The 20,524-nt window shown below is 44.7% G+C and carries 21 protein-coding genes and 1 riboswitch; of the genes, 19 read left to right on the top strand and 2 right to left on the bottom strand.

What is annotated here, in order from left to right; genetic code table 11:
• Positions 1 to 470: 470 nt before the first annotated feature.
• A complete protein-coding gene (locus tag WH46_RS22995; protein ID WP_017815555.1) occupies positions 471 to 995 on the bottom strand; it encodes a hypothetical protein in 525 nt (174 codons plus the stop codon).
• 279 nt (positions 996 to 1,274) lie between these two features.
• Here WH46_RS22995 and WH46_RS22990 point away from each other — a divergent pair, with 279 nt between their 5' ends.
• The 9 genes from WH46_RS22990 (at position 1,275) to rsmI (ending at position 9,402) form a co-directional block, all read left to right on the top strand.
• Positions 1,275 to 3,017, top strand: a complete 1,743-nt coding sequence (locus WH46_RS22990) for an aminotransferase class I/II-fold pyridoxal phosphate-dependent enzyme (RefSeq protein WP_052714346.1) — start codon at positions 1,275 to 1,277, stop codon at positions 3,015 to 3,017.
• A 124-nt stretch (positions 3,018 to 3,141) separates the two neighbouring features.
• Positions 3,142 to 3,813, top strand: a complete 672-nt coding sequence (gene tmk, locus WH46_RS22985) for a dTMP kinase (protein WP_017815553.1) — start codon at positions 3,142 to 3,144, stop codon at positions 3,811 to 3,813.
• Between the two features lie 114 nt (positions 3,814 to 3,927).
• Entirely contained in the window at positions 3,928 to 4,257 is a 330-nt protein-coding gene (locus WH46_RS22980) for a cyclic-di-AMP receptor (RefSeq protein WP_017815552.1), read from the top strand.
• A gap of 379 nt (positions 4,258 to 4,636) precedes the next feature.
• Positions 4,637 to 5,080, top strand: coding sequence for a YaaR family protein (locus tag WH46_RS22975; RefSeq protein ID WP_017815551.1), 444 nt, complete (start codon positions 4,637 to 4,639; stop codon positions 5,078 to 5,080).
• 242 nt (positions 5,081 to 5,322) lie between these two features.
• The gene (gene holB / locus WH46_RS22970; protein ID WP_046228498.1) at positions 5,323 to 6,297 is read left to right on the top strand and encodes a DNA polymerase III subunit delta'; all 975 of its coding nucleotides are present in this window, start codon (positions 5,323 to 5,325) and stop codon (positions 6,295 to 6,297) included.
• Between the two features lie 176 nt (positions 6,298 to 6,473).
• A complete protein-coding gene (locus WH46_RS22965; protein WP_017815549.1) occupies positions 6,474 to 7,274 on the top strand; it encodes a PSP1 domain-containing protein in 801 nt (266 codons plus the stop codon).
• 31 nt (positions 7,275 to 7,305) lie between these two features.
• Positions 7,306 to 7,683, top strand: coding sequence for a DNA replication initiation control protein YabA (yabA, locus tag WH46_RS22960; protein WP_017815548.1), 378 nt, complete (start codon positions 7,306 to 7,308; stop codon positions 7,681 to 7,683).
• 67 nt (positions 7,684 to 7,750) lie between these two features.
• Positions 7,751 to 8,503, top strand: coding sequence for a tRNA1(Val) (adenine(37)-N6)-methyltransferase (locus tag WH46_RS22955; protein ID WP_046228497.1), 753 nt, complete (start codon positions 7,751 to 7,753; stop codon positions 8,501 to 8,503).
• The gene (gene rsmI, locus WH46_RS22950) at positions 8,500 to 9,402 is read left to right on the top strand and encodes a 16S rRNA (cytidine(1402)-2'-O)-methyltransferase (RefSeq protein ID WP_046228496.1); all 903 of its coding nucleotides are present in this window, start codon (positions 8,500 to 8,502) and stop codon (positions 9,400 to 9,402) included. The genes WH46_RS22955 and rsmI overlap by 4 nt, the downstream gene beginning before the upstream one ends.
• Positions 9,403 to 9,666: 264 nt before the next feature.
• Here rsmI and WH46_RS22945 read toward each other — a convergent pair whose 3' ends face one another.
• The gene (locus WH46_RS22945; RefSeq protein ID WP_017815545.1) at positions 9,667 to 9,921 is read right to left on the bottom strand and encodes an AbrB/MazE/SpoVT family DNA-binding domain-containing protein; all 255 of its coding nucleotides are present in this window, start codon (positions 9,919 to 9,921) and stop codon (positions 9,667 to 9,669) included.
• Between the two features lie 332 nt (positions 9,922 to 10,253).
• On the opposite strand from WH46_RS22945, the gene WH46_RS22940 reads away from it, so the two are divergent.
• The 10 genes from WH46_RS22940 (at position 10,254) to glmU (ending at position 20,365) form a co-directional block, all read left to right on the top strand.
• Complete coding sequence (locus tag WH46_RS22940; RefSeq protein WP_017815544.1) at positions 10,254 to 11,576, top strand: HD domain-containing protein; 1,323 nt, start codon at positions 10,254 to 10,256, stop codon at positions 11,574 to 11,576.
• 49 nt (positions 11,577 to 11,625) lie between these two features.
• Complete coding sequence (locus WH46_RS22935; RefSeq protein WP_017815543.1) at positions 11,626 to 12,393, top strand: TatD family hydrolase; 768 nt, start codon at positions 11,626 to 11,628, stop codon at positions 12,391 to 12,393.
• Positions 12,394 to 12,588: 195 nt separating this feature from the next.
• Positions 12,589 to 12,821, top strand: a riboswitch (cyclic di-AMP (ydaO/yuaA leader).
• A gap of 314 nt (positions 12,822 to 13,135) precedes the next feature.
• A complete protein-coding gene (locus tag WH46_RS22930) occupies positions 13,136 to 14,239 on the top strand; it encodes a 3D domain-containing protein (protein WP_046228495.1) in 1,104 nt (367 codons plus the stop codon).
• 176 nt (positions 14,240 to 14,415) lie between these two features.
• Complete coding sequence (rnmV, locus tag WH46_RS22925; protein WP_026136410.1) at positions 14,416 to 14,961, top strand: ribonuclease M5; 546 nt, start codon at positions 14,416 to 14,418, stop codon at positions 14,959 to 14,961.
• Positions 14,962 to 14,965: 4 nt separating this feature from the next.
• Complete coding sequence (gene rsmA, locus WH46_RS22920; RefSeq protein ID WP_046228494.1) at positions 14,966 to 15,850, top strand: 16S rRNA (adenine(1518)-N(6)/adenine(1519)-N(6))-dimethyltransferase RsmA; 885 nt, start codon at positions 14,966 to 14,968, stop codon at positions 15,848 to 15,850.
• 106 nt (positions 15,851 to 15,956) lie between these two features.
• Positions 15,957 to 16,232, top strand: coding sequence for a biofilm formation stimulator Veg (veg, locus tag WH46_RS22915; protein ID WP_017815539.1), 276 nt, complete (start codon positions 15,957 to 15,959; stop codon positions 16,230 to 16,232).
• A gap of 176 nt (positions 16,233 to 16,408) precedes the next feature.
• Positions 16,409 to 17,263 carry a 4-(cytidine 5'-diphospho)-2-C-methyl-D-erythritol kinase gene (gene ispE, locus WH46_RS22910; protein ID WP_046228493.1) on the top strand — a complete coding sequence of 285 codons (855 nt, stop codon included), beginning with the start codon at positions 16,409 to 16,411 and terminating at the stop codon, positions 17,261 to 17,263.
• A gap of 169 nt (positions 17,264 to 17,432) precedes the next feature.
• The gene (gene purR, locus WH46_RS22905) at positions 17,433 to 18,266 is read left to right on the top strand and encodes a pur operon repressor (protein WP_017815537.1); all 834 of its coding nucleotides are present in this window, start codon (positions 17,433 to 17,435) and stop codon (positions 18,264 to 18,266) included.
• 197 nt (positions 18,267 to 18,463) lie between these two features.
• A complete protein-coding gene (spoVG, locus tag WH46_RS22900; protein WP_017815536.1) occupies positions 18,464 to 18,748 on the top strand; it encodes a septation regulator SpoVG in 285 nt (94 codons plus the stop codon).
• A 225-nt stretch (positions 18,749 to 18,973) separates the two neighbouring features.
• Entirely contained in the window at positions 18,974 to 20,365 is a 1,392-nt protein-coding gene (gene glmU / locus WH46_RS22895) for a bifunctional UDP-N-acetylglucosamine diphosphorylase/glucosamine-1-phosphate N-acetyltransferase GlmU (RefSeq protein ID WP_046228492.1), read from the top strand.
• Positions 20,366 to 20,524 lie beyond the last annotated feature (159 nt).

The raw sequence follows: 20,524 nt of genomic DNA, 5'->3' as shown, positions 1-20,524 counted from the left end.
TAGGACGTTGCCAAGCGACGCAAAAAGAAAGACGTTATCCACTGGATAGCGTCTTTTTTGTTTGCTTTTGTAAGCTTATATAGACTTTTTGAAGTGTTAGCTATGTATAGAACGGATTTATATATACTAAAATTTTAATTTTATGCAGTATACATTTTAAGTTTGAATTATGAGTTAATTGATATCGATCTTCAATCAGATTTTGGCAGCTTTATCGCAATGTTATAAGTTATACTATTATAGATTTTGTTAGGATAGAAGATTTAATAATACAATGTTGTATAGCCTATTTTATAATAAATGACTTTATGACAAGGTATTATTTATTCTGAGGTTTTAAAATAACGAAAAACCACGTACGGATTCTCTCTACATAAGAGATAAGAAGTACGTGGTTTTTATATAGGTAAAGGAAATGTCAGTATATTCGAATACAGATAGCAACTACTTTTACCGTCGTTTTTTGTTTGTTAACTGATATAGTAGGAAACGTCTTCTTTACTGAGTTTGAGCATACCATCTTTGCGCTGTCGTGTTAGTCTTAATAAGATCATCAGACGTGGAATGCATAGCCAGAGATGCCACACAATCAGCGAGGCTGAGAAGGATACCGGCAACCACATAAACAACACGGCAGTAAAACAAAGACCGATCCATGTGGTATGCAGCAGTACACGCCGGAATATCATATATCCCATGTATTGATCAGGCAGATAGCCTATCCATGGATACTGGAATTGGAACCGCCACCTTTTACGCAAATGATTTACTGTCATAATAAGTACAGATCGGGATATAACAAATTGTACCCATAGTACGAGAGGGAAAGATAGTATCCAGAAGCCGATACTTTCCCAGGAAAAATAGAACAGTTCTATAATCAATGCGATGATAGGCAGAGATAGATAGCTCCAGAACCATAGCTTGGAGATTGTCCATTTTTTGATAAGTTTATATTGATAGAATGTTGCGTTTTGCTGAGGCTCTGCTGCCATAGGGGAGCAATCCACCTTTCTGCATGTGTTTGGATAGTATTCCATATGTATATCGGTTATCTGCCATTATTTCAATACAGAACTTTAGGCTCAATTCTTGTACAGTGAGTCCCACATGATTGGGATAGAAAAATAGAGAAAACAACACCGTCTTAATTGATCAGTATCCAGTGGTAAATGATCAATTAGTATCGTATTCAGCATCACAGGACAATGCCTATTGTTATGATTATAATAAGAATACGCGGCAGCGTACAATAAATTTATGGGAATGACACGATGAATCATAAAAAAAATAAGCCATACCAAATAAAGAGCAAGAATAATACTGTTTTTAATGTAAATAACAGTACTGCGCCTTTGTATGAAAGACTGGTACAATATGCCTCTTCCGGGCAGCGCAGTTTTCATGTACCGGGTCACAAAAATGGCTCAATATATCAAACAGCTGGTATGTCTGAAGCATTAAAGCAAGATATCTGGGAAGCGATACTCAGGATAGACGTTACAGAAATTGAAGGAACCGATGATCTTCATCATCCGGAGGAAGTGATCCTCAAAGGACAGCAGCTGGCTTCAGCATGTTTTGGAGCAGATGAATCACACTGGCTGGTCGGTGGAAGTACATCGGGTAATCTGGCTTTATTACTCACTGTATGTGCTCATCCTGGTGATATTGTGATTGTACAGAGAAATGTACACAAGTCTATTATTCATGGACTCATGATGGCAGGCGCAAAAGCTGTCTTTCTAACACCCGATGTAGAGCCACATAGTCAACTGGCCGTTATTCCTGATCTGCAAAGTGTAAAACAAGCGCTTCATCAATATCCAGAAGCCAAGGCAGTTATGCTGACCTCTCCCAATTATTATGGAATAGGGATAGATCTGACCGCAATTGCAGCAGAATGCCATCTGCATAGTATTCCTTTATTAATAGATGAAGCGCATGGAGCACATTACAGTCATCATTCTAGATTTCCCTCCAATGCGCTGAAGGCAGGAGCCGACGGTGTTGTACAGTCCACGCATAAAATGCTCGCAGCTATGACAATGGGCGCTATGCTGCATATACAAGGACCCTTAATTAATCGTACGCTTTTGAAGCAGCGTCTCACCATGCTGCAAAGCTCCAGCCCTTCTTATCCGATTATGGCTTCGCTTGATCTGAGCCGGTATCTGATTGATCAGTATGGAGAAGAGCTGTTTGCCAAGGGACTGGAAGCAAGAGATCACTTTGTACAAGGAGTAAAGAAGAGCACTCGTTTTGGAGTACTGGAGGTAAGTTACTCTAATACCGAACACATGGAAAGTATAAAGTCAGCTGAACCCCTTAGTATGAATGGAGATAAACTGGAAGGAAGTAAGGATGACGTGATCTCCTACTGGACACAGGACCCTTTTAAAGTCGTTATCTACGATCGTATGGATCGTCTTCCGGGAACTCAGCTGCAGAAGATGCTGGAGCAGTATGGGTGCTTTCCTGAAATGAGTGATGATCGATACGTGGTACTGGTGTTCAGTCTCGGCTCACAGATGGAAGATACTTTGCATGCATTGCAGGCACTGGAACAAATCGAAGAGCAGCTTGTTAGAAAAGAGGCTCAAGAGCAAATACAGGAGAACCATCAGGATGAAGGCACAGCAGGAAAAGAACTTCTGTATTCACATGGGTATCATGAATCCGATAAGGCAAGTCAGTATGAATTGTGCGAAGTGAATCCCCAGGATACCCGCACACCACTACTGTCTGAACCTGTTGAGTTTACGATGATCCCTGTATCCGAGGAACAGATTGAGACTATTCCTTTGGAGGAAGCGAATGGTAGACAAAGTGCGGAAATGATTATTCCATATCCTCCAGGTATCCCTGTACTATATCCAGGTGAATATATTGGCGAACAGATGCATAGACAGTTAATGCTTGTGCGTAGCCACCCTATAAAAGTACAGGGAGCTGCGGACTCTTCATTACACACTATTCGGGTCTATATCGTATCGTACGATCAATCAAAAGACTGAAAAACGCATATGATATAATACAAGTATATAAAACATGCATCAGCCTATATGCTGCTGTCATGTTATCAAAAGATGAGGCCAGTAATTGTGATCTGGACCGGTGAACATGGAAAGCAGGAATACAATGAAGCAAAATGGATTGTTTATTGCAATTGAGGGCATGGATGGTAGCGGCAAAACAAGCCAGCTAGAACGGATCAAACAGTATCTGACCGAGCAAGATGTTTCTTTTTTATCTACAAGGGAGCCTGGCGGCATTCCGGTATCCGAGCAGATTCGCAATGTGATTCTGAATGTGGACAATCATATGAGCGGTCTCACAGAGTGTCTGCTGTACGCCAGCGCGCGTAGAGAGCATCTGATTCAGAAAGTGATTCCGGCTGTACAGTCAGGCCAGCTGGTCATCTGTGACCGGTATGTTATGTCGTCGCTCGCTTATCAAGGATACGGTCGCGAACTGGGTAAGGCTGTTCTGGATATTAATCGTCTGGCAATTCAGGTCGATCAGCGTGAATATTGGGCAGATGTGAATATTTATATTAATGTCCGTCCGGAAGTAGGACTGAAGCGGATCATGGCCAAAACGAGTGACCGAGAGATCAACCGACTGGATCTGGAAGCGATTGATTTCCACCATCGTGTATATCAGGGCTATACGGAACTGTCAAAACAATATGCCGACCAGTTCATTATGGTTAATGGTGAACAGACTGAAGAAGAGGTGTTTGAAGAGATTAGACAGGTGATCGATCGGCTGATTGCTTCTCAAGCTGGACAAGCAAGTGAGTTAGAATAGAAGAAAGTGGTTACAATATTGGAACCAGGGTTGAAAAAAAGGATTTTGTATAGGTTGTGTCAAATGAGTAATAGAGGAATAAGATGCTAGATTCTGATCGAGGAGGCCATGATAATGAAACTGATTATAGCGATCGTACAAGATAAAGACAGTAACCGTTTATCTGGAGAGCTGGTAAAGGCGAACTTCCGTGCAACCAAGCTGGCAAGTACTGGGGGATTTCTGCGAGCAGGAAATACGACTTTTCTGATCGGTGTAGATGACAGTCAGATTGAAGCAGTTATGGACGTTATCCGTAACAGCTGTAAGATTCGTGAACAACTGGTTACTCCGGTCACACCGATGAGCGGCACAACCGATTCGTATCTGCCACTTCCGGTAGAAGTCCAAGTGGGCGGAGCAACGGTATTTGTACTGCCAGTTGAGCGTTTCGAGCACTTCTAAGCTCTTTTATTTCATATTATTCAGTAAAAGTGTAAATTTACGTAATTCCTATGCAACATAGCATGCAATAAATAGTATAATAAATAGAAGGTAAGGATCGGGGACAGTTACTGGCACCGGTCCATCTTCTTTATATGGACGTAAATAAACAGCAGGGATATAAGGTAGTGCTGTAGGATAAACCTGTATAGATGAAATATAAATTTCTTTTTTCCGTTTTGCTATTCTTAAATGGCTGCATTTGAACGATACTGATATATATATCAGTATTTGGCAGACCATTCACACAGGCAATGATTTAGCTTAGGCTAATTACGATAAAAGGATGGTTACGAGCCAGTGTATTCCTATTACAGGTGCAATGGAAAGGAAGAGATTTATGAAAATTAATCCCGGTTACCCGATGATGAAGAGTAACCCTATTATAGCGGATACACCCAACAAGGTTGTTCAACCAAAGAATTTCTCGGATGTGCTGCAGAATCATGGCACACAGGCTACACATGATGAAGTACAGCGCCAATTCAGAGAGATTCAGATGCAGGGTGAACGTCTGGCCAAATCCATGACACTGCGTGAATTGAAATCCTATCAGATGCTGGTCAAGCGCTTTCTGGAAGATACGGTTCGTCGTGGTATCAAGTTAAAAGAAACGCACAGCTTTGATCGTCGTGGACGCAGCAAGAAATACAAGCTGCTTGATGAAGTAGATGCTGCCTTGATCAGTATGGCAGAAGAACTGCTGAACAGCGAGCAGGGACGAATCGAGTTGCTGCAGCGAATGGGCGAAATTCGCGGCATGCTGGTTAATTTTCTATACTGATCCATTTCAATATTCGCTGATAAACATGCGTTCATTCTCTATGAAGAAGTGGATGATAGAAGCAAAGCTACCAGGATCAAATGTAATGGACCGCTCATCTGATCACAAAGATGAACGTGATTCTGGATCTGACCGCATAGATGTAATATCAAGGCAGGACAGGAAGCCTGCAGTTATACGACATGTTAGCCGATACAGGCCATGTTGATGACTGCAGGCTTCGGGTACGGTAAGGAGGAAGTATGTCTTTTCAGGAGATTATTGGACAGGAAATGGCAAAGCGTGTGTTGCAGAACGGACTGCGAAGCCAGAAAATCTCACATGCCTATTTGTTTAACGGACCTGCAGGCAGTGGCCAGTTGAAAATGGCCCGCAGCTTTGCCCAGGCACTGGTATGCATACACCAGGGGGATGAAGGATGCGGAGAATGTATCGAATGCCGCAAAATGGAGCATGGCAATCATCCGGATTTTCATGTGGTGGTACCGGATGGCAACTCGATCAAAATTGAACAGATTCGCGAATTACAGCGAATTTTTTCTTATCGTTCCGAGGCGGGCAACCGCAAAATATATATTATCAAAGATGCCGATAAAATGACGGTACAGGCTTCCAACAGCCTGCTCAAATTTCTGGAAGAGCCGCCTGCGCCAGCGGTTGCGATTCTGCTGACCGAAAATGTACAGTCTATTCTGCCAACTATTCGTTCACGTACACAACCGGTTATGTTTACCGCGCTCGACCCGCAGCAAATGACGCAAATTCTGGCTGATGAGAACTTTCCGATGCCACTTATACGCTGTGCGGTACAGATCGCTTCCGACCCGGATGAATGTCGTGAACTTCTAAGTGAGAATTGGTTTGCAGAAATTAGAAACGTAGTGTTACAATTAGGGAAGGAATCCGCAGGTAGAGGGAGCATAAGCCTTATTACCGCGCAGCAAAAGCTGTTCAAGGGCGGACTGGGAGATCATCTGGATCGAATATTTGATCTTTTCCATCTATGGTTCAAAGATATGATCCATATCCAGATCGGCAGAAATGAAAGTATCGTTTTTATAGATCAGTTAGAGTCTCTCTCCAAGGTGGCTCACACCCGCAGCATGCAGCATTGGGTATCCTGTATGGCGCTTGCTGCCGAAAGTAAGAAAATGCTCCGCTCCCATGTGAATGGGCAGCTGTGTATGGAGCAGTTTCTCATAGGGGTAAGTGGCTAAGGTATAGAAGAAACTTCTGTAACTGGACAGGCAGTGTACACATCATGCGCAACACATTACTGGAAGAGCAGCGACTTTTTCAAAACACGCCATGTCCGTGAGAACTAGAAGGGATCTTCTTATCGTTTTTGCAGCAAGTAGTAGGAACGGTATTGGCAAATGAGGAGGCTTATCTTTTGTATAACGTAGTAGGCGTCCGCTTCAAAAAGGCGGGTAAAATATATTACTTTGATCCGCTTGAATTTGCAGTGGATAGCGAACAGCATGTTATTGTCGAGACAGCAAGAGGGATCGAATATGGCAAGGTTGTGATTGGGCGCAAGCAGGTCAATGAGGATGATGTGGTTCTTCCTTTGAAGAAGGTCATTCGGATTGCCGGTAATGAAGATGCTCAGATCGTTGAAGAAAATCGGGTGGCGGCGAAGAATGCATTTGCGACCTGTCTGAAGAAAATCAAAGAACACCAGCTCAAAATGAAGCTGGTCGACGTTGAATATACATTCGACCGTAACAAGATCATCTTTTACTTTACTGCGGAAGGCCGAGTAGATTTTCGGGAATTGGTCAAAGATCTGGCTAGCATTTTCCGTACACGGATCGAGCTCCGGCAAATCGGGGTTCGGGATGAAGCGAAAATGCTGGGAGGGATTGGTCCCTGCGGACGAATCCTGTGTTGTTCTTCCTGGCTGGGTGATTTTGAACCCGTGTCGATCAAAATGGCCAAAGATCAGAGCTTGTCTCTGAACCCGACCAAAATCTCGGGATTGTGCGGCCGTCTGATGTGTTGTCTGAAGTTTGAACATGACAATTATGAAAGTATCAAAGAAGAACTTCCTGCTGTGGGAAAATTTGTCGTTACCTCTTTGGGGGATGGCAAAGTTGTGGGCATCAATGCGAATTCCAGAACTGTGCATGTCCAGATCTTCGATATCAGCAAGGTCAAGGAACTGCCGTTTGATGAGGTGGTTGTGAAGTAAACCGGTCAAAGGCTGCTTTTGAGGTGGAAACTTGGAAAAGAAAAATCTTTTTGAGCATATTCATGAACTGGAGACACAAATGAACCATATGCACGGAGATATGGGAAGATTAAAGCTCGCCGTCAAAGAATTACTGGAGGAAAACCAGCGTCTCACCATTGAGAACGAACAGCTGCGCCGTGTACTCAAAAAAGAAGTACCGCTTGAAGTGAAAGTGGCAGAACCTCAAATCGCCGAGATTTTCAAAGACACGCACAGTCATCCTTATCCGGAAGTAGTTGGAGAAGGATATGATAATCTGGCTCGTCTGTACCATGAAGGATTCCATATCTGTAATGTCTATTATGGACATCTGCGTACAGAAGGCGACTGTCTGTTCTGTCTATCGTTTTTGAATAAATCCGAATAAATTGATCCTATAAGCCGCGGAGTGCATCCGCGGTTTTTATGTAGCCGGAATAAGGAAAGGAATAACCATGAACCAGGAATTTACCGAACCCGGAGAACGGATCGATGATCTGTTAACCAATAATCTCAAAATTATTCAAAGCCGCGAAGTCTTCAGCTTCTCGATGGATGCTGTACTGCTCGCACGCTTCGCCAGCGTACCGCCACAGGGACGAATCATGGATCTCTGTACCGGAAATGGGGTTATCCCCCTTTTGCTAAGTACACGAACCCGTGCAGCTATTGAAGGTGTGGAGATTCAGGAGCGTCTGGCCAGTATGGCACGCCGCAGTGTAGCGCTGAATCAGATGGAGGAACGGATTACGATCCGCGAACAGGACCTAAAGGAAATGCCTTTGGCAGGAGAGCATGGAAGTTATGATGCTGTTACCGTGAATCCTCCGTATGCCCAGATGACAGGCAGTGATATCAAGCTGAATATGCATCAGGCAATGGCGCGTCACGAGATTGGATGTACACTCGAAGATGTGGTTCGTACAGCATCCCAGCTGCTGCGTACAGGCGGCAAGCTGGCTATGGTACACCGTCCGCATCGTCTGGTTGATATTCTGTCACTGATGCGTACGTATGGAGTAGAGCCAAAACGTGTACGTTATGTACATCCTCGCGCTCATATGGAAGCCAACATGGTACTGGTCGAGGGACTGCGCGCCGGCAAGCCGGAGCTGCGTATCCTACCGCCGCTGATTGTATATAACGAGAATAACGAATATGTACCTGAGATTATGGATATTTATTATGGACAAAAGGAGTCATTATGAGCATACAGATTCAGAAAAGCTTTGTCGCTGGGGATACAGAAAATAAAAATACAATAGAACCCGGTATTCTGTATCTGGTGGCGACGCCGATTGGTAATCTCGAAGATATGACATACCGGGCAGTACGAACCCTGCAGGAGTGCGATATCCTGGCTGCAGAGGATACCCGCCAGACACGCAAACTGCTAAACCACTTTGAGATTACACCGCGCAAGCTGGTCAGCTACCACGAGCATAATAAAAAGGCGAGCGGACCGGAGTTGATTCGTCTGATCTGTGAAGGACAGAGCCTGGCTCTGGTTAGTGATGCTGGTCTGCCGGCTATATCGGATCCTGGACAGGATCTTGTACAACTGGCGCTGGAGCAGGGAGTACGTGTCGTGCCGATTCCAGGAGCCAATGCAGCACTGTCGGCATTGATTGCGTCCGGATTATCGACGGAACGATTTACGTTTATTGGCTTCCTGCCACGAGATGCCAAAGGACAAGAAGCTATTTTGCAAGGAGCACGTGCTGCGGAAGGAACGCTTTTATTTTATGAATCGCCTCACCGTGTGATCAAGACGCTTAGAACCATGCTGGAGCATCTTGGCAATCGACCGGTTGTACTGGCCCGGGAATTGACCAAGCGTCATGAGGAATGGCTACGAGGGACGATCGAGGAAGCTCTGCTCTGGCTGGAGGAACATCCGCCGCTAGGAGAATACTGTATTGTACTGCAGGGACAGTCTGCCAGTGAAGCAGAGGCAGAAGCGAATGAGTGGTGGCAACAGATGACGATCGAAGAGCATGTAGAGCATTATGAACAGCGAGAGCAGCTTCCACGCAAGGATGCAATGAAAAAAGCAGCCAAAGATCGCGGTCTCTCCAAAAGAGACGTGTATCAGGCACTACTATAAACGGTATTTTTTATAGTAAAATGGGTAAAAACATTATAATAGTAGAAACGAGAAAAAAAGGGATATTGACGACGTCAAGGTCCCTTTTTCCTATGTAAGTTGGAAGTGGTCACAAAAAGAAAGTATAATGTAATTTAGGATATTCATAGGAGCGTATAAACAAAAAAATACCTTTACCCAGACAGTAACTGCCGGGTAAAGGCCCAAGGAGATATATAAAGGTTAGAATTAATAAGTGTATGGATCTATTATAACCTATTTTATTTATTTTGTCACAGGAACAGGAATTTCTGAAATACATTCGTTACAAACGATTTTACCTTTGAAGTAAGTTACATTTTCAGCATTGCCACAGAAGATACAAGCTGGCTCGTATTTTTTCAACATGATGCGCTCGCCATCTACGTAGATTTCCAGAGCGTCTTTTTCACCAATACCCAGTGTGCGGCGCAATTCGATAGGAATAACAACGCGTCCCAATTCGTCTACTTTTCTTACAATACCAGTTGATTTCATCATACTGATCAATCCTCTCAATTTTGGTTTTATTAGTTTAAGTTGTTTTATTAAGTGTCAGTGTTCGACAAATTTCTATCTTTTATGATATTCATAATACCAACGTTTCCCAAATCAGTCAACCTAAAAATTATATAAAAACGCCTTTTTTAGAGGAAAAACGCAATTTTTTTTTATATAAAGCAGGTTTTGGGCTATATTATTATTATAAAAAGCGTTTGTCGATTTGGAAAATGATTTATTGTATATAACGACACTGTTCGACAATAAAGGCATGATTCTATTTTAACGCATAGAAAATACTGGAATCAAGTTTCGGTGAAGGAGGGCTAAAATTGAAACCTATACAACCTTTGGAAGAAGAAAAAGTATTTAAAGATCCCGTTCATAATTATATTCATGTACAGGACCGTCTGATTTGGACATTGATCAACACGCCCGAATTTCAACGATTGCGGCGGATTCGTCAGCTGGGTACTTCCTATCTGACATTTCATGGTGCCGAGCACAGTCGATTCTCCCACTCTCTCGGTGTGTACGAGATTACAAGACGAATCATCTCTCAGTTCGAACGTGGAGGTTATGAAGACTGGCCAAGTGAAGAGCGGATGGTCGCGCTGTGTGCCGCGCTGCTGCATGATCTGGGACACGGCCCCTTCTCTCATTCCATCGAAGAAGCTTTTGATATGAATCATGAAGAGTGGACCTGTCGAATTCTGCTTGGTAACACCGAGATCAACCGGATTCTGGAAGAAGTAGAACCAGGATTCGCCGAGAAGGTTGCAGCAGTCATTCGCAAAGACTATGAAAAAGCGATTGTGGTTAATCTGGTATCCAGTCCCCTAGATGCAGATCGCATGGATTACTTGCTCCGGGATGCCTATTTTACCGGCGTCAATTATGGAACGATTGATATGGATCGGATTATCCGGGTGCTGCGCCCGCATGATGGACGAATTGTCGTCAAGGAATCAGGTATGCATGCAATTGAAGATTATCTGATGTCGAGATACCAGATGTACTGGCAGGTATACTTCCACCCGGTTACCCGGAGCTCGGATATTGTACTGCGGCATATTTTCCAGCGGGCCAAAGAACTGTTTGATCAGGGATATGCTTTCAAATTCCTGCCGCATCCGCTGCCTTCCTTATTTGAAGGAACATTGAATGTAAATGAGTATCTTCTATTGGATGAAGCACTGGTACAAACTACATTTATGCAGTGGACACTGGAGCAGGACGAGATCCTCGCAGATGTATGTTCACGCTTTATGGAACGCAGACTTTATAAATATGTAGAAACAGAATTAATCGACCTTGATATGATCGATGAAATCCGTTCCGAATTTGAGCGAGCCGGGCTTCATCCCCACTACGATCTGGAGATCGATTTCCCGACTGATCTGCCTTATGATGTATTTCGTCCGGGAGATCCCAAAAAAGAGAAACAAATTCTGCTGTTGAATCGTCAAAACAAGGTACAGGAAATCTCGGAAGTGTCTGACGTGGTACGATCCATTAGCGGCATCCATCGTGGTCGTTATCATCTGTACTTTCCACAGGAAAAGCTGGAAAGGGTAAAAAATCAGCTGTCCAAGCAGGTAGCGGATATCTTTGAAGACAAACTTGGCCCTGCACAGATGGAATTCGAAATTTAAGTCTACGGATTAAAAATAGAGTATTAGGGAGTAAAGGAGAGTTAAACATATGTTATTTGATACACATACGCATCTGGATTCCAAAGATTTTGATGAAGATCGCAAAGAAGTCATCGAGCGTGCTTATGCAGAGGGTGTAACGCGGATGGTAAATGTAGGATTTGACCGTGAGACGATTCCGACTACTATGGAACTTGTCGAAGCCTATGATTTCATCTATGCAGCTGTCGGATGGCATCCGGTCGAAGCGATTACGATGCAGCCTGGAGATCTGGAATGGATTGAATCTTTATGCAAACATGAAAAAGTGGTTGCTATCGGCGAAATCGGACTGGATTATCACTGGGATAAATCGCCAAAAGATGTTCAACATCGTGTATTGCGCGAGCAAATTGGTCTGGCACGCTCCATTAATATGCCGATCGTTATCCACAATCGTGAAGCCCATGAAGATATTGTACGTATCCTGAGAGAGGAAAAAGCATCTGAAGTCGGCGGCATTATGCACTCGTTTTCGGGCAGCTGGGAGACCGCCAAAATGTGCCTTGATATGGGCTTCCATTTATCGTTTGGCGGGCCGATTACTTTCAAGAATGCGAAGCAGCCCAAAGAGGTGCTTCAACAGGTGCCAATGGACCGGTTGTTACTCGAAACGGACTCCCCTTATTTGACACCTCATCCTTATCGTGGGAAAAGAAATGAGTCTGCTCATGTGCGTCTTGTAGCCGAGGCAGCTGCCGAGCTAAAAGGGGTCTCACTGGAAGAAATTAGTGAAATCACGACGAAAAACGCCCTTACATTATTTGGCATACGGTGAAAAAGGGAGAAAAACCACTGAAAAACCGAGCTATACCGATATATAAATGAATTTTAACGAATAAATGCTAAAATGTTACAAGATTTTAACTACTTTTTAAGAAAAACGGAGTTGCCTATCGCTTTACAGTGGGGTTGGGTTCAGGATATCATTTCATCAGTGATTTAATCTTGTTATTGATAAACGAGATTCCATGATTCGGTCTCGCTGAGTTTCCTACATAGGAGAACGGGGGAACCAACAGCTGCCTTCAGCATTTAAACCAGTAGTAACGGAAGGCAACTTGTCTGATTCCTGATACAGGGTCTATGGGGTGAATTGGGGATACTTGCGCCATGAGCGGAGGACTCTTCAAAGGGCATGAAATACAAGTAGTTCAAAATGTCCGAACCCGACAGCTAACCTCGTAAGCGATGCAGAGGCAACCTCGCATTTTCTAGTGTTTCCCGAATGTTGTAATCGTCGGAAGCCAGGAAGAGTTGCTCTTGCGCTTTTCCATAGGCTTCTTTTTGTTTTGGCCAAAAGGGAAAGCAAGAGTGTATTATTCTGAATTTTGCTGTTCAGAATCAGGAAGCCACTAAGACTGACCATGGCGCAGGTACCTATTACATCATGAAAGATTATCGCAATATGCGGATGATCTTACAGCTTTACAAACGGCCTGCGAAAATTCTTATATAGTCGCGTCATATTGTATTTACGTCACAGCTAGACGGCGAGACTATGAAGGAGGACGGAAGAAGTGGGAATGGCTCCTTTCGAAGAAACCCATGGTTCACGCTCATCCAGCATGTCTTACGCGCTGAGTTGGAAGCAGAAAAATCTACGCTTTGCCTCGTTAACTGCATTGGCGGTCATTGCGGTCATCGTTATGCTGCTCGCTATTCTGTATAATCAGGCAGGCAAAAATATTTATGTTGTCATTGACGGTAAAGCCCAGGAGATGGAAACACGCAAGCTGATGCTTTCCGACATGCTGACAGAACACCAGATTCAACTGGCACCGCAGGATAAAGTATCCATGCCTCTAAACGGCGCGATCCAGGATGGAGATAAGGTCTATATCAACCATGCGGTAGCAGTAAACATTACGGCTGATGGAGGTACCAAAAAGGTATACACCACTGCCAAGACAGTAGGCAATACACTGGATCAGGCCGGAATCGATTTGAAGGAACAAGACAAATTGAATCCACCAGTCGAAGCTTCGGTTAAGCAGGACATGGATATCAAAGTAATCCGAACAACTTCATTTGTTACGAAGCAGACAGTCAAGCTTCCGTATGAGGTAGTGAAGAAAACCAGCAGTACCATGCTGGAAGGCAAAACCAAGCTGGTCCAATCCGGACAAACGGGTAAAGTGGTCCAGTACATCGAGAAAGTATACGAAGATGGAGAATTCGTCTCCAAACGTATGATTGACAAGAAGACAACAACCGAGGTTCAGGACAAGATTGTAATGGTGGGTACCAAGAAAGAACAACCCAAGCTGCTTGCAGCGAATACATCTGATAGTTCTTCCAAATCGGATAAAGGCTTCTCTTATGCTAAAGTCCTCAACAATGTAACTCTTACCGCCTATTCTTCAGGCGAACCGGGTCTGGGTACCACTACTGCTTCCGGTACAAGAGTAACCGAAGGACGTACGATTGCTGTAGATACCAGTGTAATCCCGATGGGATGGTGGGTATACATTGAAGGTATCGGTTACCGCCGTGCGGAAGATACCGGCAGTGCCATTAACGGCAATAAAATTGATGTGTATATAGACAGTCTGAGTCAGGCCAGAGCATTCGGACGCAAGACAGGTTATACCGTGTATGTGATTGGACCGGTAAAACCTTAGTATAGCGCCAGGATAGCTGTTGCCTGCATCAAAGCAGCTGTTGTATGATATAGTTATTATATTAACCATGAGCGTGAATAGAACCGACAAAAAGAAGAGGATGAATCCTCTTCTTTTTGTTTGTTATACTGGAGACAGATTCATAGATGAACGCAGAAGGGAAGCGTACGGCAAAAGTGATTAAAGAAGTGATTGTGGTAGAAGGCAGAGACGATACCGTAGCCATCAAGCGTGCAGTGGAGGCGGATACGATTGAGACAGGCGGATCAGCAATAGGTCCGGAAGTAATCAGACGCGTAAAGCTGGCACAGGAGCGCAGAGGAGTCATTATTCTGACCGATCCCGATCACGCCGGAGAACGTATACGCAAAATTGTGGCCCAGCAGGTGCCCGGCTGCAAACATGCCTTTATCCCGGAAAGCGAAGCTACACGCAAAGGGGATATCGGGGTCGAGAATGCTTCCCCCGATTCTATTCGCGCAGCTCTCGCGCGAGTGCATACGGAGATGCCATCGGCAGAAACTCTGATTGACTGGGATGATCTGCTTATGACAGGACTCGTCATGCACAAGGATGCGTCCGAACGACGTATGAAAATGGGCAACCTGCTCGGAATCGGCTATTGCAACGGCAAACAATTTCATAAGCGACTGCGTATATTTGGCATCACCCGTGAAGAATTTGCCGCAGCACTTTCACAACTGGAATCGGAGGAACAATAAATCAATGAGTGACCAACACGATATCGCTACACCCAGACGAACCAAGGAAATTATTAGCAAGCACGGATTTTCGTTCAAGAAAAGTCTGGGACAGAACTTTCTGATCGATGCAAATATTCTAAATAAAATTGTAGAGGCAGCCGGTCTGACACCGGAACGCGGCGCTCTGGAGATCGGTCCAGGGATCGGAGCGCTCACAGAACGTCTTGCCCAGCAGGCCAAAGCAGTAACAGCTGTCGAGATCGATCAGCGTCTGATCCCGATTCTGAAAGATTCACTGCAGACGTATTCCAATGTGAATGTTCGTCACGGCGATATTCTTAAAGTAGATCTGCATGAGCTGTTCCGTGAAGACTTCGGTAATGTCGATAAAGTCAGTGTGGTGGCCAACCTGCCTTATTACGTGACGACACCGATCCTGATGAAGCTTCTGGAAGAGCGCCTGCCGCTGGATAACATCGTTGTCATGATTCAGAAGGAAGTAGCCCAACGCATGGCTGCAAAGCCGGGAGGCAAGGAGTACGGCAGTCTGAGCATTGCTGTCCAGTATTACTGTGAGCCGGAACTCGTCTGCATTGTGCCAAAAACGGTATTTATTCCCCAGCCCAATGTAGAATCGGCAGTTATTCGTCTTAAGCTGCGCGAACAGCCTGCCGTACAGGTAGAAGACGAACAGCATTTCTTCGAGATTGTGCAGTCTTCTTTTGTTCAGCGCCGCAAGACCATCGCCAATAATCTGAAAACACGCTATTTTGCAGGTGGAGACCGGGAGCAGCTGGAGCAGTTGTTGAACCGTGCAGGGATCGAGCCAACACGACGTGGCGAGACGCTCAGCCTGGAGGAATATGCGATACTTAGCAGGGTATTTTTGGAAGCAGGCATCCGCTGAAAAAAATCGTTGACAAGATAAATTTCTGACTGCTATAATTTAATGTTCCTTTGACAACTCTTTCTTTTTCTGGTATACTGGAATAGGAAAAGAGGTGGTTGTAGGCATGGCTAACAATGCGCTTACGGAAATTAAACGCAATCTTGATGCTCACGTTGGGCACAAAATTACTTTGCGTGCAAATGGTGGTCGCAAGAAGACCATTGAACGGACTGGCGTTTTAGAAGAAACCTACCCTTCTGTTTTTACAGTAAAGCTTGATGATGATCATCAAACTTTTGAACGAGTGTCTTACAGCTACGCTGACGTGTTAACCGACTCTGTCGAGATCACGGTTTGCGATGAAGATTCCCAGACGCAGATCGAATACGCAGGGAATTGAATAACTGTTTTATCATAAAACAGTCTTTATCTCCTTTCGGGGTAGAGACTGTTTTGTTTTGTGAATGGACTTCATAATCTATTTTTTTTATAATATGGATTATTCATGCTGACTGGCAGAACGCCGGTCTGAATATAGATGTAGAACGGACGGACTGTTGAAGGTGGAGGAACCTCATGAAGTTATATGAAAAAGCGCCCGCTAAAATTAATCTGATGCTGGATGTATTACATAAGCGGCCGGATGGCTACCATGAAGTCGAGATGATTATGACGATGGTAGATCTGGCGGACCGGCTTACCATATCGGAACTGGCAGGGGATACGATCAAAATATCCAGCCAGGCCGGTTATATTCCGCTGGACGAGAAAAATCTCGCTTATCAGGCAGCCAGAAAAGTAAAAGAAAAGTATCATATTCGTCAAGGTGTACACATTCATATTGATAAGAAAATTCCGGTAGCTGCCGGATTGGCAGGAGGCAGCAGTGATGCGGCGGCAGCACTGCGCGGTTTGGATCGCCTCTGGAACCTTCATATCCCGCATGAGGACATGATGGAGCTGGGAGCTTCGATCGGCTCGGATGTGCCTTTCTGCATTACAGGTGGTACAGCGCTGGCTACAGGCCGCGGAGAGATCCTGACGCCGCTTCAGAGCCCACCAGACTGCTGGGTGATTCTGGCCAAGCCGCCGATCAATGTATCGACAGCGAACGTATATGGCCGTCTGCAGGCGGATCGTATAGCTCATCATCCATCAGCTGCCAATATGCGTGCAGCGTTGGAGCAGCACTCCTTTGAACAAATCTGCAGCGAACTGGGCAATGTATTGGAGGATGTGACACTGTCGCATTATCCAGAAGTACGCCAGCTCAAGCAGGCTATGATTCAACTGGGTGCAGATGGCGTATTGATGTCGGGAAGCGGTCCTACGGTCTTTGGACTGGTGTCCAAAGAATCCAAGGTAGCCCGTATTTATAATGGGCTGCGAGGCTTCTGTCATGAGGTCTATGCTGTCAGAATGTTAACCTGAATGAATACAGGTCGCAATCTTGTTCATACCATTGTGCAGAATTTAGGCAGAATGGATGAAAAAGATTGCGATTTTCTTTTACAAACACGTACAAAAATGTTATATTCACTTTAATTATTCGGGTTTGGGTATATAATTGTAAATTTTTTGGAGATAGTGAGGAGTCAAAGTGAAAAAATTAAAAAGGAGTGCGCGTCTGGTTGAGCTGACCCAGTATTTGACATCCCGACCACACACGCTGATTCCATTAACCACGTTTGCTGACCGATATGGAGCGGCCAAGTCATCGATCAGTGAAGATTTGACCATTATTAAGGAAGTCTTTGAAGAAGAAGGTGTCGGAGAACTTTTGACACTGGCAGGGGCAGCCGGCGGAGTGAAATATATTCCAAGACTGTCGCGGGAAAAAGCTTTTTCTTTTATGAGCAATCTGTGTAATCAGCTGGAGCAGCCGGAGCGTCTATTGCCTGGCGATTATATTTACATGTCCGATCTATTGGGACAGCCGGCTATTCTGAATGAAGTTGGCAAAATTTTCGCGTCGGTATTTGCGGATACGCCGATCGATGTAATCATGACGGTAGAGACCAAAGGTATTCCTCTGGCGCATGCCACAGGTACGCAGCTGAATCTGCCGGTTGTACTGGTACGCCGGGATCATCAGATGACCGAGGGATCGGCAGTGAGTATTAATTATGTATCCGGTTCGCACAAGAGTCTGCATACGATGACGCTGTCCCGCCGTGCACTCAAGGAAAAATCGCGTGTATTGATTATCGACGATTTTATGAAAGCCGGAGGAACGATTCAGGGTATGGTCGATCTACTGGATGAATTCAATGCTACCGTCGCTGGTGTCGGCGTCCTGCTGGAATCAGGTGCAGTGGATACGGAAGACCGTCTCTGGGCAGATTATGTGTCGCTGGCAACATTGACCGAAGTTGATGCCAAAAGCAAGAAAATCATGGTCAAACCGGGCAATTACTTTGAAAATGAAAAGTAATACGCATCGCAGCCTATAGAACCCATTTTCATATTGAGAATGTCTATCAATCAAATTTTTCGCAATTCGTCGAAAAACGGCAAAAAAAGCAAAAAGACAAAAAAATGCGCAATAAATTTTCAGAAAAAAAGAGGGATTTCCCTGCCATGTGTGGAATTACACAACCAAGTCTTTATGGAAAAAGGTGGTGAACACATATGGAAATAACGGATGTACGACTCCGCCGGGTGAACTCCGAAGGCAGAATGAAAGCCATTGCATCTATCACAATCGACAGCGAATTTGTCGTTCACGACATTCGCGTTATCGACGGTAACAATGGCATGTTTGTCGCAATGCCAAGCAAACGGACACCGGATGGCGAGTTCCGCGATATCGCGCATCCTATTTCTTCAAGCACTCGCGAGAAGATTCAGACAGCCGTGCTGACTGAATACGAACGTGCCGGTGTAGAAGAAGAAGTTATTGAAGAAGGCGCATAATCAAGTACTTATTGGGGTTTAAAAGAAAAGGGAGTCACAGGGAGCAAGAGCTGTGGCTCCCTTTTCTTTTTGTCCGGAATAAGATATATTCAGTATGGAGTTTTTTTGACGGCTGTATAATTCTGGTTGAAGAATAAGATTACAAAGTCCCGCAAACAGGCTTATTTCCAAGCAAATCAGGGATTATATGTATAAATGGATTTAATTATAGAGGGGGCAATTTTTTTGAAAAGGATGGCAGTAGTACTGGCGGCAGGTAAAGGCAAACGGATGAAATCCAAGCTGTATAAAGTGCTTCATCCGGTATGCGGCAAGCCAATGGTAGGTCATGTACTGGACGCTGTGCAAAAGGTGAATTGCGAGCGCAGTGTAGTGGTAGTAGGACATGGAGCAGAAGCAGTACAATCCTTCCTGGGAGATCGCGCAGAGTATGCACTGCAAAGCGAGCAGCTGGGTACAGGACATGCGGTTCGTCAGGCTGAACCACTAATTGGATCCGAGCAGGGTACAACGATTGTAATCTGTGGAGATACACCACTGGTTACACCGGAGACGCTGGAAAATCTGATTCATCAGCATGAATCCGAAGGCGCCGCTGTTACGATTTTGACAGCAGTAATGGAAGACCCTACAGGTTATGGCCGCATTATTCGCGATGCCGACGGCAGTGTAATCAAGATTGTAGAGCAAAAGGATGGTACTCCGGAAGAACTGGCTGTACAGGAAATCAATACAGGCACGTACTGTTTTGACAATTCCCTGCTGTTCTCCGCACTATCCAAAGTAACCAACAACAATGCTCAACAAGAATATTATCTGCCAGATTGCATCACTATTTTGCGTGAACAGGGTAAACGTATCTCCGCTTACGTAACAGCTGACATTTCCGAATCGATCGGGGTTAATGATCGTGTGGCTCTGTCGGAAGCCGAGCAGTTCATGCGCAGACGCCTGACTCGTTATCATATGCTGAACGGTGTTACTATTATTGATCCGGACTCTACCTATATCGGTGCAGACGTACAGATCGGTTCAGACACTGTATTGCACCCGGGCACAATCCTCAAGGGAAACACCGTGATTGGTGAAGACTGCGTGATCGGTCCAAATACGGAGATTGAAGATTCCAGAGTGGCGAGTGGCACAACAATTCGTCAATCCGTATTGTCGGAGACCGAAGTGGGCCAGGAAGGCATGATCGGACCGTTCGCATATTTGCGTCCGGGTACTGTACTGGGTGACCAGGTCAAGGTAGGCGATTTTGTTGAATTGAAAAATGCCAAAATCGGCAATGGTTCTAAAATACCTCATCTGAGCTATGTCGGCGATGCAGAAGTGGGTTCTGGCGTAAATATCGGCTGTGGCGCGATTACAGCCAACTATGACGGACTGAACAAGTTCCAAACGATCATCGAAGATGATGTATTTATCGGCAGCAACTCCAACCTGATCGCACCAGTGCGTGTAGGCAAAGGTGCTTATGTCGTAGCCGGCTCCACGATCACAAAGAATGTAGATGCGAATGATCTGGCGATCGCTCGTGCACGCCAGGAAAACAAGGCTGGATACGCGGATAAAATCCGTGCCAAAGCCAAAGCAATCAAGGAACAAAAGTAAGAATTTGTGAATCATCGTGCCATTTGATTAAATTATTATCCATTTGCACTAACATAATGCCACTATTCGCTAGAAAATTATTATATAATGTTAAGTGTATGATGCTTGTTGAATGATCTGATCGACCATATAGAGAGAAATAAGACCGATATGATGAGC

Origin of the sequence: Paenibacillus dauci (assembly GCF_000971985.1) — a bacterium.
GTDB classification, from domain to species: Bacteria; Bacillota; Bacilli; order Paenibacillales; family Paenibacillaceae; genus Saccharibacillus; species Saccharibacillus dauci.
This window is presented reverse-complemented; position numbering and strand designations above follow the sequence as displayed.

What these genes read in the sequence shown, in the direction of transcription:
- holB (WP_046228498.1), top strand. Translation starts at nt 5,323, where the DNA reads ATGTCTTTTCAGGAGATTATTGGACAGGAAATGGCAAAGCGTGTGTTG.
- spoVG (WP_017815536.1), top strand. Translation starts at nt 18,464, where the DNA reads ATGGAAATAACGGATGTACGACTCCGCCGGGTGAACTCCGAAGGCAGA.
- WH46_RS22975 (WP_017815551.1), top strand. Translation starts at nt 4,637, where the DNA reads ATGAAAATTAATCCCGGTTACCCGATGATGAAGAGTAACCCTATTATA.
- WH46_RS22945 (WP_017815545.1), bottom strand. Translation starts at nt 9,921, where the DNA reads ATGATGAAATCAACTGGTATTGTAAGAAAAGTAGACGAATTGGGACGC.
- WH46_RS22995 (WP_017815555.1), bottom strand. Translation starts at nt 995, where the DNA reads ATGGCAGCAGAGCCTCAGCAAAACGCAACATTCTATCAATATAAACTT.
- WH46_RS22990 (WP_052714346.1), top strand. Translation starts at nt 1,275, where the DNA reads ATGAATCATAAAAAAAATAAGCCATACCAAATAAAGAGCAAGAATAAT.
- veg (WP_017815539.1), top strand. Translation starts at nt 15,957, where the DNA reads ATGGCTAACAATGCGCTTACGGAAATTAAACGCAATCTTGATGCTCAC.
- rsmA (WP_046228494.1), top strand. Translation starts at nt 14,966, where the DNA reads ATGAGTGACCAACACGATATCGCTACACCCAGACGAACCAAGGAAATT.
- rsmI (WP_046228496.1), top strand. Translation starts at nt 8,500, where the DNA reads ATGAGCATACAGATTCAGAAAAGCTTTGTCGCTGGGGATACAGAAAAT.
- WH46_RS22935 (WP_017815543.1), top strand. Translation starts at nt 11,626, where the DNA reads ATGTTATTTGATACACATACGCATCTGGATTCCAAAGATTTTGATGAA.
- WH46_RS22955 (WP_046228497.1), top strand. Translation starts at nt 7,751, where the DNA reads ATGAACCAGGAATTTACCGAACCCGGAGAACGGATCGATGATCTGTTA.
- ispE (WP_046228493.1), top strand. Translation starts at nt 16,409, where the DNA reads ATGAAGTTATATGAAAAAGCGCCCGCTAAAATTAATCTGATGCTGGAT.
- tmk (WP_017815553.1), top strand. Translation starts at nt 3,142, where the DNA reads ATGAAGCAAAATGGATTGTTTATTGCAATTGAGGGCATGGATGGTAGC.
- WH46_RS22980 (WP_017815552.1), top strand. Translation starts at nt 3,928, where the DNA reads ATGAAACTGATTATAGCGATCGTACAAGATAAAGACAGTAACCGTTTA.